Source organism: Pseudomonas luteola NBRC 103146, assembly GCF_002091675.1.
In the GTDB taxonomy this organism is placed as follows: Bacteria; Pseudomonadota; Gammaproteobacteria; order Pseudomonadales; family Pseudomonadaceae; genus Chryseomonas; species Chryseomonas luteola.
This window is the reverse complement of sequence record NZ_BDAE01000010.1, coordinates 1-16,940: the sequence shown is the minus strand read 5'-3', so window position 1 is coordinate 16,940 and position 16,940 is coordinate 1. Positions and strand designations below refer to the sequence as shown.

Here is a 16,940-nt window from a genome sequence, read left to right as displayed (position 1 = left end):
GCTAGAAAGCCGGCCTTTTGTTAAGGGCAAATAGTTATTCACCTACAATCAGCAGCGGGTTGAATCCGCTTCGATCAAATTGCCCTTCTTCTGCAAGCTTCATATCCAGCATAAGGCTAGCTAGATCATCCGCCATTGGTTCCGCTCCCAGATTGAACTCTTTGGTTACAATCTTGAGATAGCTGTTGCAGTCGCTACATGTTTCCACCTGCGCAGCCACCGGCGCTTTGCCTTGCTCATCTTCGAGGCTCAGGTACTTCACCGTACGGCCTTCTCCACACACACTGCACTTGCTGCGCTCCAGATGCCACTCGGTCGAACACAGACCACAGTGCAGATAGCGTACGCCACTGCGGTCTCGATCAGCATGAATGATACTGGCGACAGGAGCCGACCCGCAGCATGGACAAATCGTTCGTGCATTACCGGATGGCCTTCTGGGTGGCGAAGATAGACACTGCGTAAGACGAACCCAGGCGATCTGCAATGCTGCCGAGATAAAAGGAAGCAGGGCACGATGCTCTACAGGGCCTGGACGGCCATCCAGAATATCGTCCGCCAGTGCTTCCCTTGTCTCATGGTCCAGATGACGCAGTGCAGTCAAAAGCTCACGCTGCTTATCGGCCACGTGGAGTTCAAGCGTATCAAGCAATGCGTTCAGCTCAGCCTGCCAATCAATGTCACGACGCAAAGCATTGATTCCAAGCGGCGGCATACCATGCTCCAGCGCCAGCGTAAAAGCGCTTGGATCAGGTAGCCAACTGGCTTCATGCTCGTTCAAGACAATGTCCTGCGCTTTGACGAGCTGCGACATGAACAGCAAGAACCCGCTGAGCGGCTCGACTTTCTCAGAAAGCTCGTTGAGCCGTCGTGCCCGCATGGCAAATACCTGCTTTTTAGGCAGTACAACGGGAGCCGGATCCATGATCCCCGTCGGCGAGGTCCCATATTGGTGAGTGGCAGTGGCTGTCACGGCGTCCCCTTCGTTGGCATATGATGCTCATTGACCGCACCCGAACGCGAGCCGGTTCTTTCCTTTTCTTTGCGCTCCTGCTCCACAATATCATCGTACCAGAGGCGATGATGATGCTTGGCCCAGGCACGGCTAACCCGTCCCTGCGTCATCGCTCGGAAGGAGCCTTTCACCCAGATCGCCGAGTAAACGTGAATGATCAGCGTGATGATCGCAACAAAGGCGACGTATGCATGTACGAGGCTCGATACCCGCAGCCATTCACGCGGAAAATATTCCGCGAAATAAGGCCGCCAGATAACGATACCCGAGATCAACAGCAACGGCACACTCATGACCATTAGCCAGTACACCAGCTTCTGACCGGGATTGTTGATGCCGATCGGTGGCGCCAGTTCGTCCCGGTTACTGAGTACATCACCAATGTGCTTCATCCACTCGATATCATGACGCTTGAACAAGTTGACCTTGAAAAAGCGTATGGCCATGACCACGAAACAGAGTGCCATGATCACCCCGATAAAGGGGTGAACCATGCGCGTCACTGTCGGACCGCCAAACAGGGCGGTCAGGTCAAAAAAGAAGGGATGAAAGAACGCCAGACCGCTGAGCACCAGACATACGAACGTAATCGCGATGACCCAATGGTTCAGACGGCTGAACGTGCTGTACCGCAGAATGCCTTTCTCGCTGCTTGAAGGGGTCATTTGCGATCCTCCTCTAAGGCCTCGTGACGAATCTCCTCATCCGGCGTGTCCTCTGGCTCTTCCTTAGGGCCTTTCATGACGTAGTGAGCAAAACCTGCCAGGGCAGTCAAACCAATCATCGCGGACATGATGGGCTTGGTAATGCCCTTCCACAGCCCTACCAGCGGACTGATCTGCGGATCGCTCGGCAGATTACTATAGAGCTCTGGTTTGTCGGCATGCTGCAACACATACATGACATGGGTACCGCCTACACCCGGTGGATCGTACAGACCAGCATTGGCGTAACCACGATCATTGAGCTGGCCTACCCGCATCAACGCATGTTCGGTCATGTCTTCCTTGGTACCAAACATGATCGCGCCTGTTGGGCAGGTCTTAACGCAGGCAGGCTCCAGGCCGTGATAGACACGGTCCGAGCACAATGTGCATTTATAGGCCTTTTGATCCTTCTTGGAGATACGCGGAATGTTGAATGGACAGCCTGACACGCAATAACCGCAACCGATGCAGTGCTCGGAGTTGAAGTCCACGATACCGTTGGCGTATTGCACAATCGCCCCGGGTGCCGGACAGGCCTTCATGCAGCCAGGCTCTGCACAGTGCATGCAGTTGTCCTTGCGGATCAACCACTCCAGATTGCCCTGCTCGTTCACATACTCATTGAACCGCATGACCTGGAAAGTAGTAGGACTAAGGTCTGCCGGATTGTTATAGCTGCCGTCACAGTGGCCGATCTCATCACGCAGATCGTTCCACTCCGAACACGCTACCTGACAAGCCTTACACCCGATGCACCGGGAAACGTCGATCAGCTTGGCGACCTTCTCCACTCCGCCGTCACGTGTGTGCGGCGAGGCTTCGGTGGTCGCGGACCGGGCGACGATGTTTTGAAAGTTGACTTGATCGCCTCTCATGATTATCGCGTCCTCATACCTTCTCGACGTTCACCAGGAACGACTTGAACTCAGGCGTCTGCGTGTTGGCATCGCCCACCACTGGTGTCAGGGTATTGGTCAGGAAACCTTTCCTGGCCACGCCTTTGAAGCCCCAGTGAATAGGAATACCAATCTGGTGCACCGTGCGTCCTTCCACTTGAAGCTTATGGATACGCTTGGTAACCACCGCAATGGCACGGATGAAGCCACGCTTTGATGTGACCTTTACCGTATCACCAGCCTTGATACCGAGTTCATTGGCCAGGTCTTCCCCGATTTCCACAAACTTTTCTGGCTGTGCAATGGCATTGAGTCGCGCATGAGTGGTCCAGAAGTGGAAGTGCTCCGTAATCCGATACGTCGTAGCGGCATACGGAAAGTCCTTACTGGTCCCCATTTGCTCCCGGTCGCCTTTGAACACACGTGCCGCCGGATTGTTTTTGGCTGCAGGGTTGTTCGGGTGCATCGGATTATAGTCGAGAGGAGACTCGAACGGCTCATAATGCTCAGGGAACGGCCCTTCCGCCATCATGCTACCGCCAAAGAAGTGCGCAACACCTTCCTGGTTGAGAATAAATGGGCTAGCACCGGCTTCTGGTGGCGACGTCCAAGGAAAGTCTGGAATATCTGGTCCAGCCCAACGCTCGCCGTTCCACCAGATGAGCCGCTTCTCGGGCGCCCAAGAGGTGCCATCAGGACGCGCGCTTGCACGGTTATACAAAATGCGTCGATTGAGAGGCCACGACCAAGCCCATCCCAATGTAATACCGACATTGTAAGGATCGGCATTATCGCGTCTATCCATCATATTGCCGGCACGAGTCCAGCAGCCAGAGTAAATCCAGCAGCCACAGGCTGTACGACCATCATCGGTCAGATAACCAAAGTCATCCAGCAGATCCCCCTTCTTGTGGGTGATGGTTTTGCCATCGGTACTGGGCAGATCCGCCAATGCGCGGCCGTTATATTCCTGGGCCAGATCTTCCGGGTTAGGCTCTTCAGGGTTGCTGTAGGGCCAGGTCAGATTCAGAATCGGATCAGGGAATGCTCCGCCTTCATCACGATACATCTGCTGCAGACGATGGAAAATACCGGCCATGATCGCAACGTCTGGACGCGCCTCGCCTGGTGGTGGTGCCGCGCGCCAATGCCACTGCAACCAACGACAGCTGTTGACGATGGAGCCATTTTCTTCGGCGAAACAGGTCGTGGGTAGACGGAAGACTTCAGTCTGAATCTTTGACGAGTCTACATCATTGTACTCGCCATGGTTTTTCCAGAACTCGGTCGTCTCGATATCCAGAGGATCCATGACTACCAGGAACTTGAGCTTGGAGAGTGCTTCCACGTTCTTGTTCTTGTTCGGGAACGAAGCCAGGAAGTTGAAGCCTTGCGCCAGGTAGCCTGTTATCTCGCCATTGTGCATACGCTCAAGGGTATGCATAACGTCATACAACGGTTCTGTGAGCTTGGGCAGCCAGTCATAACACCAGTTGTTTTCTGCCGTGGCTGCATCGCCATACCATGACTTCATAAGGCTGACATGGAAGCGCTTGAAGTATTTCCAATAAGACACCTGCCCTGGACGTAACGGCTGCTTGGCACGCCGCTCGATATAACCGTCAAAATCCTGCTCTTCATGAGAAGGCAGACGGATATAGCCAGGAAGCTGGTTTGAGAGCAGACCCAAATCGGTCAAGCCCTGAATGTTGGAGTGCCCACGCAAGGCATTAACCCCACCACCCAGCATGCCGATGTTACCCAGGAGTAACTGCACCATACTGCCGGCACGAATCATCTGCGCGCCAACAGAATGCTGTGTCCAACCCAGCGCGTAGAGAATGGTCATGGTTTTGTCTTCGGCAGCCGTCTCGGCAATCATGTCCCAGACTTTCTGGACTTGATCACGCGGCATACCGCAAACGCTTTCAACCTTCTCGATGGTGTAGCGGCTGTAGTGCTTACGCATCAGCTGATAAACGCAGCGGGGATGCTGTAGGGTTGGGTCTTCCTTCACCATACCCTTTTCATCGAACTCATAACTCCAGCTCGACTTGTCATAAGCACGAATATCGTCCTGCTTATAGCCGGAGAACAAGCCATCATGAAAGTCGAAATCCTCTTTTACGATGATTGCGACGTCGGTATAGGCCTTGACGTATTCATGGTTGATCTTGTCAGTAGTCAACAAATAGTTGATCAGACCGCCCAACCACACGATGTCAGTACCTGTCCGAATGGAGGCATGGTAATCCGCCACGGCGCCCGTACGGGTAAAGCGCGGATCAATGGAAATGAGTTTGGCGTTGTTCTTTTCCTTTGCCTCGATTACCCAGCGAAAGCCTACAGGATGCGCCTCAGCCGAGTTACCGCCCATGGAAAGGATCAGATTGGCATTGCGGATATCAGTCCAAGAATTCGTCATCGCACCGCGACCGTATGTTGGGGCAAGACCTGCCACCGTCGGTCCGTGTCAAACGCGTGCTTGGTTATCCATTACAACAACACCAAGGCTACGTGCGATTTTCTGAGTCAGGTAAGCCGTCTCATTCGAGGTAGCAGACGCTGCAAGAAAACCTGTCGTAGTCCAATGGTTGACCAGATGACCATGCTGGTCACGGGTCACAAAGTTCTTATCGCGGTCATCCTTCAAATGACGCGCAATGCGGTCCAGCGCTTCATTCCAGCTGATACGCTTCCATTCATTAGAGCCCGGCTCGCGAACGGAGGGGTGGGAAAGACGGGACTCGCTTTTGACGAAGTCGAGTGCGCCAGCACCACGAGGGCACAGGGAGCCGCGACTGACCGGATGATCCGGATCGCCCTCGATGTGGTAAATATCCTCAACGGTATTGATGCTGTTATCGCCTCGGCTATAAATCAGCATGCCGCATCCTACGGAACAGTAGGTGCAGGTGTTTCGAGTTACCTTGGCTGCAGCAAGTTTGAAATAACGGATGGACGCCATGGCAGGTTCAGGCGCAAAGCCCAACATTGCCATACTCGACGTTGCCACCCCGGTCGCGCTTAATTTTAAGAAGTTTCTTCGCGATACACGGATCGACATGGGGGTTACTCCAGGCACAACTTTCACGGATCAACCCTTCGGCCCCAAGATATTCGCAATTGTTCCCCAAAAAGTTCCACTACCTTACGAAAGGTTACAAAGGGCACATATATAAATAAGCACGCCCTTCCCCTCTACCACACGCATTGCGCTGTTAAGAGCACTGTCTGCTGCCCAGTATAGAGCGCGCTCCCTTACCAGCCATGTGCGTCAACAATGCGTGAGATCGGCGTACTCAGCGGCATCAACTCGTTCTAAGCAGAATAACTAAGAATATTCGCATGATGCTAAAGGCAATCCAGCGCTAAATACGACATTATCCAGAAAAGCCGGCTCGGGACATGAGACCTCTTTCTCGGCAGTTACCACCCACCTTGAATCAGCTCATAGCATCCCGAAACAAAATTCTCATCCTTCAATAACAGCTGATCACAGCGGCCATTGGTGTTTAGTACAAGCATAACCAATGCGCTGCATTATCCACGCGGCACAACGCTAGAGCGATATTTGCACCCGCACAGCCGTGAGCGATATCCAGCATATGATCGTCCCATGACCAGCCCCTGATAATGGTATTGAATCAGTCAACGCGTGATGAGCTACAGTAGAGCAAACCAGAAAGGCACGGCTTTTTTGGTCATAGTTCTACCGCTAGCGACAAATTTGATCCTGACGCCATCAGGGTCTTTGTTGCCAACGAAGAACAAGCCTTTAGTTATCATCGAACAGTTAGGCATCACCCTGTATTAGCACTCTTGGATGTTGCGACCTTATCGTTGACCGAAACGGCACAGCCAGCCGATAGCTCCTGACTGACTATCATCAGGCCGAAACACCGCTTGGTTATACTGATAGCTTTAGCCAGTGATCGCGACATGCAAAAACTCAGATGGATGCTGTTTGGCTCAGGGCTAACATTGGTAGCGCTGGGCCTCTTCCTGTGGTTTGACAATGAGCAGATGTCTCCATTGATACAATCCACTCACACGCCCCCACCTGTCAAAAATCCAGGCAGCCTTTACGCTACGGTACAATCGCAACAGATGCCACTTACCGCTACAGGTGATTTCGCTCAGGTAGAAGGCATCATTCACGAACGCTGTACGGTCTGTCATTCCAGTCAACCCACCAGCCCCTTGTTTAGTGAGGCACCGGCTGCGGTTCTATTGGATACGCCTGATCAGATCCGGCAAATGGCCCCGCGAATCAAGCAGCAAGCCATAGATTCCAATGCCATGCCTTTAGGCAATGTCACGCAGATGACCCAGTCCGAGCGAGACCTCGTAGGACGCTGGATTTCAACGCTTAGTGGCGGCCGCTGAAGCTATCAGACATTTTCCAGCCCTCGACGCAACTGCTTCTTGAGCAAACGGGCACTGTCCAGGCAAACAAGCAGTACGGCAGTCCAGATCGGTCCGTATGTCCAGAGCAGGGAAGAGACAAATGCTTCGTCCAGCAGCAGGATCGCGACAAACACAAGCAGGGCTGGCTCGATGTAGCTTAGAATACCAAACAGCCCCATTGGCAACAGTCGGCTTGCAGCCATCATGGCGCCGAAGGCCACCGCGCTCAACAAGCCAAGCCCCGGTAGAAGGATCCACAAGCTCGGCGCCACCTGCAGAGCCGAGGCAGGACTGAAAAAATAGAGCAGCACGATAGCCAAAGGCGTCATGCACAGCATTTCTAGAATAAAGCCGGACAGCGCATCAATTTTCATCCAGCGCCGCAACATGAAATAAGGTGGATAACCCAGAGCCGACACCAGCGTAACCCAGGAAAACGCCCCGGTAGCCCACCACTCATGAATGACGCCGATCAAGGCGAAGACTACAGCGACCCGATATAACGGTCTCATCTCTTCGCCGTAAAACATGCGGCCGACTATGACCATCACCAGAGGCAACAGGAAATAGCCCAGTGTTATATCCAGAGTATGCCCTGTCATCGTTGCCCAGACAAATACCCCCCATTGCGATCCAACCAGTAAGGTGCTGCCTATTAGAGCCAAAATCAGCCGAGGCTCACGAAGCAATCGAGCAAGCGCCTGTCGCAGCATAGCGCCCTGTCGTGTCAGTACCAGAAGCAGCAATACCATGGGAATCGACCAGAGAATGCGTTGCGTCAGCACCTGAACACCGTCCAGTGGCTCCAGATAATTGAAGTACACCGGCATCACAGCGAACAGTACGGAAGAAAGCACCGACAGCGCCATACCCCGGCCAGATAGAATCATGCGAATGCCCTGCGTCCCAAACGATTGATCATCAAAGAGCCCACGATAACCCCACCACCCAATAGCAACCGAACAAGATCCACATCTCGATTCCAGATAAGAATATTCACGATTAGACCGGCAGGTACATGCAGTTCGTTCAAAATCGCCAGTGTTCCGCCGTTGACCCGGGTTGAGCCGATCGTCCACCAGTACATGCCCAGCGCCGTGGCAAACAGTCCCATCCAGATCAGTACGCCCCACTGTACGGCTGTTTGGGGCATACGCTCCAGATTGCCAAACAATAGAAATGACGGCAGCGCAATCAGTAAGGCGCCTAGGAAAAAGTATCCAAAACGGTGATACAGCGGGATATCCGAGGGATGACGCTGTACCAGGTATTTACACAATACCTGTCCTGCCGCGAAGGTCAGATTGGCCAGCTGCAACAACAGAAATCCTGACAGATACTCACCTTCGAGCCGCTCCAAGCGAATCACGACGGCCCCTAGAACTGCCACCACAGCGGCGACCAATGACCACGGATTGAAGCGGCGACACACCACATCATCCAAAAGCGTCACATAAATAGGCGTCAGTACGGTAAAAAGGAGTACTTCCGGTACCGTCAGAACTGCAAAGCTTCGGTATAGGCACAGGTATGTAATGCCGAATTGAAAGGCACCCGCCACCATCAAGCCTGCAATGAAGCGCGGCGCAACACCTCGCCACCGAGTAAACGGCAGAAACACAGCGGCGGCCAGCAATACTCTGATCAATACAGCAAAATCACTGTCGACCTTACCGGCCAGGTATTCCCCTATCAAGCTGAAGGAAAACGCCCAAAGTACAGTGACAGACAACAGATACGGCATAACGACCACTCAGCAAAAGTTGCGCGACAGTACCGCGCTTTTTAGCATCAGAAAAGTCTTCACCTCTTGATACCGAATCCACGAGACACCAGGAATAACCAATGCCCAGACGAAAAAAAGCCTCCCGAAGGAGGCTCAATCCAAAGGTAAACGCCTGAACTTAGAGTGCTTCGGCCAATTGAGCCTTCGCCAGTTCCAGTCCCTTGGCCATTGCTTCTGGCCCCATCGCAACGCCCTCTACATGGATAAACGTCACATCAGTAATGCCAATGAAGCCCAGCACCTGCCGCAGGTAAGGCTCCTGATGATCAAAGGTATTTGCAGGACTTCCGGTGTAAACACCACCGCGCGCCGTCAGAATATATGCGCGCTTGCCTTCAAGAAGCCCTTGGGGCCCCTGCTCAGTGTACTTGAACGTCACACCTGCACGTAGTACATGATCCAGCCAGGCCTTCAGGGTACTAGGGATAGCAAAGTTGTACATGGGTGCGGCCAGTACGAGAACATCGGCTGCCAACAGCTCTTGGGTCAGCTCGTTCGAACGTGCAAGAGCTGCTTTTTGTGCCTCGGAATGTGTCTCGGCTGGGCTCATCCAACCTGCCAGAAGGTTTTCATCCAGGTGAGGAATAACATCAACGGCAACATCCCGTACCGAGATTTTGTCTTCTGGATGTTTATGCTGCCACGCTTCGATGAACTCAGCGGTAATCTGACGAGAAATCGAACCTTCTTTACGAGCACTGCTTTCAATCACGAGAACCTGAGACATTATGCTGGCGTCCTTTGTAATGGGAGAATGAGCACAGCTTAATAACAATTAAGTTGATATAAAAACGGAATTTATAGCTAATACCAATCAACTTTATTGATATAACAATGTCTTATCATGGCGTTTACGCTGCCCGATTCGCTAAGGAATAGGTATGAAGGCTCCTCGAGTTACGCTAGACCAATGGCGCACCTTACAGTCAGTGGTTGACCACGGCGGTTTCGCACAAGCTGCCGAGATGCTACATCGCTCTCAGTCATCCATCAGTTATACAGTCGCGCGCATGCAGGAGCAGCTGGGCGTTCCGCTGCTACGCATCGAGGGGCGCAAGGCGGTACTGACAGAAGCCGGAGACGTCTTGCTAAGGCGCTCACGCCAACTGGTTAAACAGGCCAGCCAGCTGGAAGAGCTTGCCCACCATATGGAGCAAGGCTGGGAAGCAGAGGTACGCCTGGTAGTCGATGCAGCCTACCCTACTTCCCGTTTGGTCAGCGCACTGACCGAATTCATGCCACAAAGCCGTGGATGCCGGGTTCGCCTGAGGGAAGAGGTACTGTCTGGTGTAGAGGAAGCCTTACTTGAAGGCATGGCCGATCTTGCTATCAGCGGTCTGAATATTGCGGCTCACCTAGGCGCAGGCTTGGGTACAGTTGAATTCGTCGCAGTCGCCCATCCAGATCATCATCTGCATCGACTGCAGCGTGAGCTGACGTTTCAGGACCTTGAGGCTCAGATGCAGATTGTCATACGAGATTCCGGTCGCACCCAACCACGAGACGCTGGCTGGCTGGGCGCGGAACAGCGCTGGACCGTCGGGAGCCTTGCTACAGCCGCCACTTTTGTCCGCAATGGGCTGGGGTTCGCCTGGCTACCTCGTCATTCTATCGAGCGCGAAATCAATGAAGGTACGCTAAAACCTCTTTCGCTGAGCCAAGGAGGTAACCGCTTCCATCCTTTTTATATGTATCAGAGTCGAGAGCGCCCGCTCGGTCCTGCCTCTCAGATACTGGTTGAACTGATCAAGAAACAAGGTACAGGGCATGGCCAGTCTTGATAAGTGCCATGCAAACCGCGCTACGCTCATACATAACCAACCCTAAACCCAAAAGGAGCGCTTATGCTCAAAGCTTTCTTTACTGCCGCCACGCTTGTACTGGCTTCTTCTGCCTGGGCTGCCGAAAATCCTCATGTCGTGCTGACCACCAACCAGGGCGAAATTGAACTGGAACTGGATGCACAAAAAGCGCCTGTCAGCGTACAGAATTTTCTTTCTTACGTAGATTCAGGTTTTTACAAAGGCACCATCTTCCATCGCGTCATTCCAGGCTTCATGATCCAGGGCGGCGGATTTACCCAGGACATGCAGCAGAAAGACACACAAGCCCCTATTCGCAACGAAGCGGACAATGGACTTAAAAACACACGCGGTACCGTATCCATGGCACGCACCGCAGCGGTCAATTCGGCAACCAGCCAGTTTTTCATCAACGTCTCAGACAATGCCTTTCTTGATCATGGCCAGCGGGATTTTGGTTATGCCGTCTTCGCAAAAGTTACTCGCGGCATGGACGTAGTAGATAAGATCGCCGGTATCTCGACTGTTAACAAAGGCATGTTCCAGAACGTTCCACGCGAACCGATTTTGATCCTCGCGGCCAAAAGATCATAAGCCTGCTTCCGATTAAAGTGTGACTGCTTATTCTGCTGACAGGCAGTCACACGCCTCTGAGGATCAGGCTTAAGACAGCGCGGCTTCCTGCCGCATACACTGAACGGCAACGAGAGCGCATATGGTTTTTCGCCTGTTTGAAACTATTATTGATCCCTTCAAGCCTGCCTCCGACGAAACACCTCCCAGCAACGTAATGCGGTTCTACATCCACTACCTTAAACAGGCCTGGCCTGCTTTTCTCTTTCTATTGGTAGTGGGCCTAGTAGGTTCCCTTATCGAAGTCGCACTCTTCAGCTTCCTGGGTCGAATCGTCGACTTGGCACAGAGTTCTGCTAACAGCACGGTTTTCTTTCAGGAGCATGGCCATGAACTAGTCTGGATGGCAGTCGTTACACTCTTGTTGCGTCCACTTTTTATCAGCCTGCATGACCTGCTGGTCCATCAAACCATTACTCCTAGCCTGACTACACTGATTCGTTGGCAAAATCATCGCTATGTCTTGAAGCAGAGCCTCAGCTTCTTCCATAACGATTTTGCAGGTCGTATTGCCAACCGTATTATGCAAACCGGAGCCTCGCTACGGGACTCCGCTGTCCAGGCAGTGGATGCCATCTGGCATGTACTTATCTACGCCGGCAGCGCCCTGGTTCTTTTTGCCCAGGCTGACGTCTGGCTTATGGCTCCCCTGATTATTTGGATCATCGCGTACATCCTTACCCTTTGGTACTTCGTACCCAAGACCAAGGAGCGATCCGTCATCTCGTCCGAAGCACGCTCAAAACTGTCCGGACGGATTGTTGATGGCTACACAAACATCATGACGCTCAAACTCTTTGCTCATACTCGGCAAGAGGAAGACTACGCTCATGAAGCCATGGCAGAACAAACAGAAAAAGCTCGCTATGCGTCACGTCTGATTACCGCTATGGGTGTCACTATTTCCCTGTTGAACGGCTTCCTAATCGCCGGAACGACGGGACTTGCCCTGTGGCTTTGGCATAACGGTCTTATCTCAATCGGAGCGATTGCTCTTTCTACAGGACTTGTCATCCGTATCAACAACATGTCCGGCTGGATCATGTGGGTAGTCAATGGCATCTTCGAAAACATTGGTATGGTTCAGGATGGCCTGGAAACTATTTCACGCCCCCGCACCGTCATTGATCAAAGCAGTGCCAAACCACTTGAGATTGAGCGAGGCGGAATCCGCTTTCAAGAGATTGCCTTTCACTATGGCAAAACCCGTGGCGTTATCGAAAACCTTAACCTAGACGTAAAGCCCGGAGAGAAAATAGGCCTTGTCGGACCCTCTGGCGCAGGGAAATCCACGCTGGTTAACGTCCTGCTTCGCCTGTATGACTTGGAAAAAGGGCAAATCTTGATTGATGGCCAGGATATTGCTCACGTCACTCAGGAAAGCCTTCGCAGCAACATAGGTGTCGTAACTCAAGACACATCACTACTGCATCGCTCGATTCGCGAGAACCTGACGTATGGCCGACCCAATGCAACAGACGAAGAAATTCAAGCAGCCGTACATAAGGCTAGAGCAGATGAATTCATTCCATTACTGACTGATGCGCAAGGACGAACCGGGCTCGATGCGCAAGTAGGCGAGCGTGGGGTCAAGTTGTCCGGCGGGCAACGCCAGCGTATTGCGATTGCACGCACCCTACTCAAGGACGCGCCTATTCTTCTGCTGGATGAGGCAACATCAGCACTGGACTCAGAGGTCGAGGCTGCCATTCAGGAAAGTCTCGAAACGCTTATGAAAGGCAAGACTGTGATAGCCATCGCTCACCGTCTCTCTACCATCGCACGTATGGACCGACTTGTTGTGATGAATAAAGGCCAGATCGTTGAAACTGGCTCCCATGAAGAATTGATTGCTCAAGGAGGGTTATATGCCCGTCTATGGCATCACCAGACGGGCGGATTCGTAGGAGAAAGCTGAGGCTATTTCAAAAGAGCTGTTTGGCAATATTGGTCAAGCAGCTTTTTTTGGTTTTCAATATCCAAGCCAGGATAGAAACCCTGAATCTTCTGAAAACCACCAAACCACCATTGCTTTTCAGTCACGCACTCATAAACAGGGCATTGCTCGCTACGGGCGGCACAGTCCTGGTAGTACGTAAGCATTTGGCTTTTGTCAGCGCTGCCTTGAAAACTTCCCTTGCGGTCCCTCAAGGAAAAGAAGTCAATAAAGGCTGGACCGCTGTAATGTCTGACCTGCACTTCAAGCGCGGATGGGTAAAAAATCACCAGCAATACGTTAAAAAGCAGCCACATGATCAGCGCTGTAACGGGTACAGGCAGTCGTGCGCGATAACGCCCTCCCGCCTTTATGAAAGCAGCAGTGACTGCAGTTGTAAGTGCCAAGGCGAACAATAACGATGTCAGGCCATTGACAACATACCCATGTGTACCCGCCTCCAGTCCATTGGGTAGCGACATTGAGTCATAACCAATATGTATCAGCTCCCATCCGAGCTGATTACCAAGTACAGCGAGCATTACCAGCACTGCAGCAATTCCAATAAGCACCCAAAAAGTGAGCTTGGTTGGCGATTCCGTTGATACGTTCTTTGCCACGGGACCCCTCATACATGATTAAAGCCGCGAGCCTGCCTTGCTTGCTATCACAGCGCAACGACTTTCAGCGAGCACCGAATGTCCATAATTGTTAATCATAAAAAAATGCTTGATTAGAAACCGCTTTTGCTTCAACCAAGAGCATCTTCACAGGTTGCTTCTCCCTCTATTCACGCCTCTACAGCCCGCTCGTATTCGTCTAACATGAATCATGTGATCTTCAGGTACACCTTACCGATAAGCGCAGTCAGTCGGCGAAGTGGGATATAAAACATGAGAAGTCGAAAAAATTATGACGAAACTGTTAAACTCCGCGCCCATCAGAACCGCATGTCGCGGTAGTTCGAGCTGATCACGTGGAAATTTTTAAAGAATTCACCTTCGAAGCAGCCCATTTCCTACCTAATGTTCCAGAAGGACATAAGTGTGGGCGCCTACATGGGCACTCCTTCAAAGTAGCCATCTATCTTGAAGGGCCGGTTGATCCCCACACAGGCTGGCTACGGGATTTTGCTGATATCAAAGCGATCTTCAAGCCTATCTATGAGAGACTCGATCACTACTATCTGAACGATATTCAGGGTTTAGAGAACCCGACTAGTGAAAATCTGGCAATCTGGATTTGGCGTGAACTGAAACCACAGTTACCCGAACTCTCTCGGGTCCGTGTTCACGAGACCTGCACAAGCGGCTGCGAATACCGCGGCGACTGAATATTACCCATTTATTACACAAAGGGTCAGTTGTCTGGCTGCTTTCTGACATAATTGCTGCCTTTCAACTGTCGATGAAACGATATGTTCGATCTCTTCAGCGGGCTAGATGTCTGGGTAGGCATTAGTCTGGTTCTTGCCTTGGCTTTCGTGCTGACATTTGAATTCATTAACGGTTTTCATGACACCGCAAATGCTGTCGCAACCGTCATTTACACCAAGGCAATGCCGCCTCATTTAGCGGTTATGTTCTCAGGTATATTCAATTTCCTGGGCGTTCTGTTTGGTGGTGTTGGTGTTGCCTATGCCATTGTTCACCTCTTGCCAGTCGATCTACTCATTAATGTGAACACAGGTCATGGCCTCGCGATGGTCTTTTCGCTTTTGGCTGCTGCCATTACCTGGAACCTAGGCACTTGGTATTTCGGTATACCAGCTTCTAGCTCTCACACTCTGATCGGCTCAATTTTGGGTGTTGGCCTTACTAACTCCCTTATCACAGGTATCCCCTTAAGCGAGGGCGTTAACTGGCAGAAGGTAATTGATATCGGCCTTTCGCTTATTGCCTCTCCAATAGCAGGTTTTGTACTGGCAGGCGCTATTCTTATAGGTCTAAAGCGCTGGCGCCCCCGTTCCAAAATGCATAAGACACCTGAGCAACGCCGCGAAATAGACTCAAAAAAGCATCCACCTTTCTGGAACCGTTTGATGCTAGTCATCTCGGCCATGGGTATGAGCTTCGTGCATGGCTCCAATGACGGCCAAAAAGGGATTGGCCTCATCATGCTGGTACTCATAGGCATCGTGCCAGGTAAGTTCGTCTTGGATCTGACTAGCACCACCTATCAGATTGAACGCACCCGTGATGCGGCTATTCACTTGGGTCAGTTCTACGAGCGTCAATCGAGTGTTCTGAAGGAGTACTTGGATTACACAACTGGCAATCGGGATCTTCCTGAAGAGTTCAGCTGTGAAACCAGGCTTACAATCCCTACACTTAATGCGTTGTTAAGCAATCTGAATGGTGTGACCGACTATCGCGCCATGACCGTGGATCAGCGGACCCAAGTACGCCGCTATTTGCTTTGCCTGGACGATTCCGCAAAGAAAATTAGCAAGCTTCCCGTTCTGGAAGGCCGCGATGTTGAAGATCTGAACAGGCTGCGTAAAGACCTTACCAGCACAACAGAATATGCTCCGTACTGGGTGATCATCGCAGTAGCATTGGCTCTAGGGATCGGAACCATGGTCGGTTGGAAGCGAGTGGTACTGACAGTAGGTGAAAAGATAGGCCGGCAAGGAATGACGTATGCACAAGGTGTCAGCGCGCAGTTTACTGCCGTAATCGCCATCGGCGCCGCGAACATTTATAGTCTGCCCGTATCCACTACACACGTTCTATCTTCTGGTGTAGCAGGCACAATGATCGCCAACCGCAGCGGTCTGCAGGGCGGTACGGTACGTAATATTCTATTAGCTTGGGTACTAACTCTCCCCGCCTCGATGCTGCTTTCAGCTGCCCTTTTCTGGTTGTCCAACCAGTTTATTGGGTGAGATCTTAGCTTGGTAGCTAACTAGCTATGATTGCTAGTTAGCTACTCGCCTCAGGCGACTACTCGTCGAATTCCTGTAGAAGCTCTAAACATCTCTTGCTTTAGCGAGTCTGTATAGGTATAGCCCCTTTAAGGGATATCAATACGCTTGAGCAGTATGGTGACGCCATGAGCCCAGCAGCCTATATAGTATTATTGATTATCGGATGGCTCGCATTAGCCGGTACGATGTTATGGGCAATGCTTAGAATAAGCCGATCTCCACGGCATCATAGACATTCGCACTCTGAAACAGACAAGCCGGTTACAGTAAAGCCTACTGGCTCAGAACCTCCGCAGCATCTTTCAAGCCTATCTCATAAAGCTCGCTCCTTCCACGCCTGAGCGGCTAATAAAAACCGACCTATTAAGGTCGGTTTTATTTATCTCTTCGCTATATCGAGCTGATCAACAAGGGCACTACTTCCGTACTGCTTTCGAACTCTCGTTCAATCATCTTTTTCAAAGTCAATAACGAATCCTGAGACGCTGGCTTTTCAAAAAGTTTTACGTGAGAGGTGATAAGGCCATTTAGCCAAGCGGCTAATTGCTCAGCAATTGTCTCCTTAGCATCACCTTTGACTTGAAAGGCAAAGCCAGGAACTTCCCCAATAACAAAACCAGAACCAATAGCAGCAAACATAAATCCACCTCACTCAATGCTTGTATCTAGTTGAGTGAGCAAGCGAGAGGGAGTTCGTGACTGTTTATCGGGAAAGAGCTTTTTCCTGAAAAGAAGAGGCCTAGCCTCAGTAAGCAGACAGGCGGAAGCAAATAAGCAGTTCTTGCAGGCCACGCAGAAAGAAAAGCCCATCGCCTTTATTTCTGCT

At 51.6% G+C, this 16,940-nt stretch carries 14 protein-coding genes and 1 pseudogene; 6 read left to right on the top strand and 9 right to left on the bottom strand.

Translation table 11 applies throughout. The annotated features are described in order from the left end of the window. Positions 1 to 34: 34 nt before the first annotated feature. From fdhE to fdnG, 4 genes are read right to left on the bottom strand one after another with little or no spacing between them, the layout of a single operon-like run. Positions 35 to 925 (bottom strand): formate dehydrogenase accessory protein FdhE, encoded by an 891-nt coding sequence (gene fdhE / locus PLU01S_RS12660; RefSeq protein ID WP_074826739.1) that lies wholly within the window; start codon positions 923 to 925, stop codon positions 35 to 37. 44 nt (positions 926 to 969) lie between these two features. Further along, a complete protein-coding gene (locus PLU01S_RS12655; RefSeq protein WP_074826741.1) occupies positions 970 to 1,680 on the bottom strand; it encodes a formate dehydrogenase subunit gamma in 711 nt (236 codons plus the stop codon). After that, positions 1,677 to 2,597 carry a formate dehydrogenase subunit beta gene (gene fdxH / locus PLU01S_RS12650; protein ID WP_010798462.1) on the bottom strand — a complete coding sequence of 307 codons (921 nt, stop codon included), beginning with the start codon at positions 2,595 to 2,597 and terminating at the stop codon, positions 1,677 to 1,679. Before fdxH ends, PLU01S_RS12655 begins: the two co-directional genes overlap by 4 nt. Positions 2,598 to 2,610: 13 nt before the next feature. Continuing rightward, positions 2,611 to 5,679: a formate dehydrogenase-N subunit alpha gene (gene fdnG, locus PLU01S_RS12645; RefSeq protein ID WP_139208821.1), complete on the bottom strand. Its 3,069-nt coding sequence runs from the start codon at positions 5,677 to 5,679 to the stop codon at positions 2,611 to 2,613. A gap of 1,061 nt (positions 5,680 to 6,740) precedes the next feature. Between fdnG and PLU01S_RS26155 the strand changes: the two are divergent. After that, a pseudogene (locus PLU01S_RS26155) lies at positions 6,741 to 7,007 on the top strand (urate hydroxylase PuuD); the annotation flags it as partial. 5 nt (positions 7,008 to 7,012) lie between these two features. Here PLU01S_RS26155 and rarD read toward each other — a convergent pair. The 3 genes from rarD to PLU01S_RS12620 all read right to left on the bottom strand — a co-directional run bounded on the left by rarD (position 7,013) and on the right by PLU01S_RS12620 (position 9,541). After that, positions 7,013 to 7,918, bottom strand: a complete 906-nt coding sequence (gene rarD / locus PLU01S_RS12630; RefSeq protein ID WP_074826750.1) for an EamA family transporter RarD — start codon at positions 7,916 to 7,918, stop codon at positions 7,013 to 7,015. Continuing rightward, entirely contained in the window at positions 7,915 to 8,772 is an 858-nt protein-coding gene (locus PLU01S_RS12625; protein WP_074826753.1) for a carboxylate/amino acid/amine transporter, read from the bottom strand. The genes rarD and PLU01S_RS12625 overlap by 4 nt, the downstream gene beginning before the upstream one ends. A gap of 160 nt (positions 8,773 to 8,932) precedes the next feature. Then, positions 8,933 to 9,541: an FMN-dependent NADH-azoreductase gene (locus PLU01S_RS12620; protein ID WP_074826758.1), complete on the bottom strand. Its 609-nt coding sequence runs from the start codon at positions 9,539 to 9,541 to the stop codon at positions 8,933 to 8,935. A 154-nt stretch (positions 9,542 to 9,695) separates the two neighbouring features. On the opposite strand from PLU01S_RS12620, the gene PLU01S_RS12615 reads away from it, so the two are divergent. From PLU01S_RS12615 to PLU01S_RS12605, 3 genes are all read left to right on the top strand, one after another. Continuing rightward, on the top strand, positions 9,696 to 10,595 hold the full coding sequence (locus tag PLU01S_RS12615) for a PA3225 family LysR-type transcriptional regulator (protein ID WP_074826759.1): 900 nt from the start codon (positions 9,696 to 9,698) through the stop codon (positions 10,593 to 10,595). Between the two features lie 63 nt (positions 10,596 to 10,658). Next, positions 10,659 to 11,210, top strand: a complete 552-nt coding sequence (locus PLU01S_RS12610) for a peptidylprolyl isomerase (protein WP_074826760.1) — start codon at positions 10,659 to 10,661, stop codon at positions 11,208 to 11,210. 121 nt (positions 11,211 to 11,331) lie between these two features. Next, positions 11,332 to 13,167: an ABC transporter ATP-binding protein gene (locus PLU01S_RS12605; RefSeq protein WP_074826764.1), complete on the top strand. Its 1,836-nt coding sequence runs from the start codon at positions 11,332 to 11,334 to the stop codon at positions 13,165 to 13,167. A gap of 2 nt (positions 13,168 to 13,169) precedes the next feature. Here the strand turns inward: PLU01S_RS12605 and PLU01S_RS12600 are convergent, their stop codons facing one another. Beyond that, complete coding sequence (locus PLU01S_RS12600; protein WP_074826766.1) at positions 13,170 to 13,805, bottom strand: hypothetical protein; 636 nt, start codon at positions 13,803 to 13,805, stop codon at positions 13,170 to 13,172. A gap of 356 nt (positions 13,806 to 14,161) precedes the next feature. On the opposite strand from PLU01S_RS12600, the gene queD reads away from it, so the two are divergent. Beyond that, on the top strand, positions 14,162 to 14,518 hold the full coding sequence (gene queD / locus PLU01S_RS12595) for a 6-carboxytetrahydropterin synthase QueD (RefSeq protein WP_010798473.1): 357 nt from the start codon (positions 14,162 to 14,164) through the stop codon (positions 14,516 to 14,518). Positions 14,519 to 14,602: 84 nt separating this feature from the next. Continuing rightward, entirely contained in the window at positions 14,603 to 16,072 is a 1,470-nt protein-coding gene (locus PLU01S_RS12590) for an inorganic phosphate transporter (protein WP_010798474.1), read from the top strand. A 432-nt stretch (positions 16,073 to 16,504) separates the two neighbouring features. Here the strand turns inward: PLU01S_RS12590 and PLU01S_RS12585 are convergent, their stop codons facing one another. Beyond that, on the bottom strand, positions 16,505 to 16,753 hold the full coding sequence (locus PLU01S_RS12585; protein WP_073450714.1) for a hypothetical protein: 249 nt from the start codon (positions 16,751 to 16,753) through the stop codon (positions 16,505 to 16,507). Between the last annotated feature and the right edge of the window lie 187 nt (positions 16,754 to 16,940).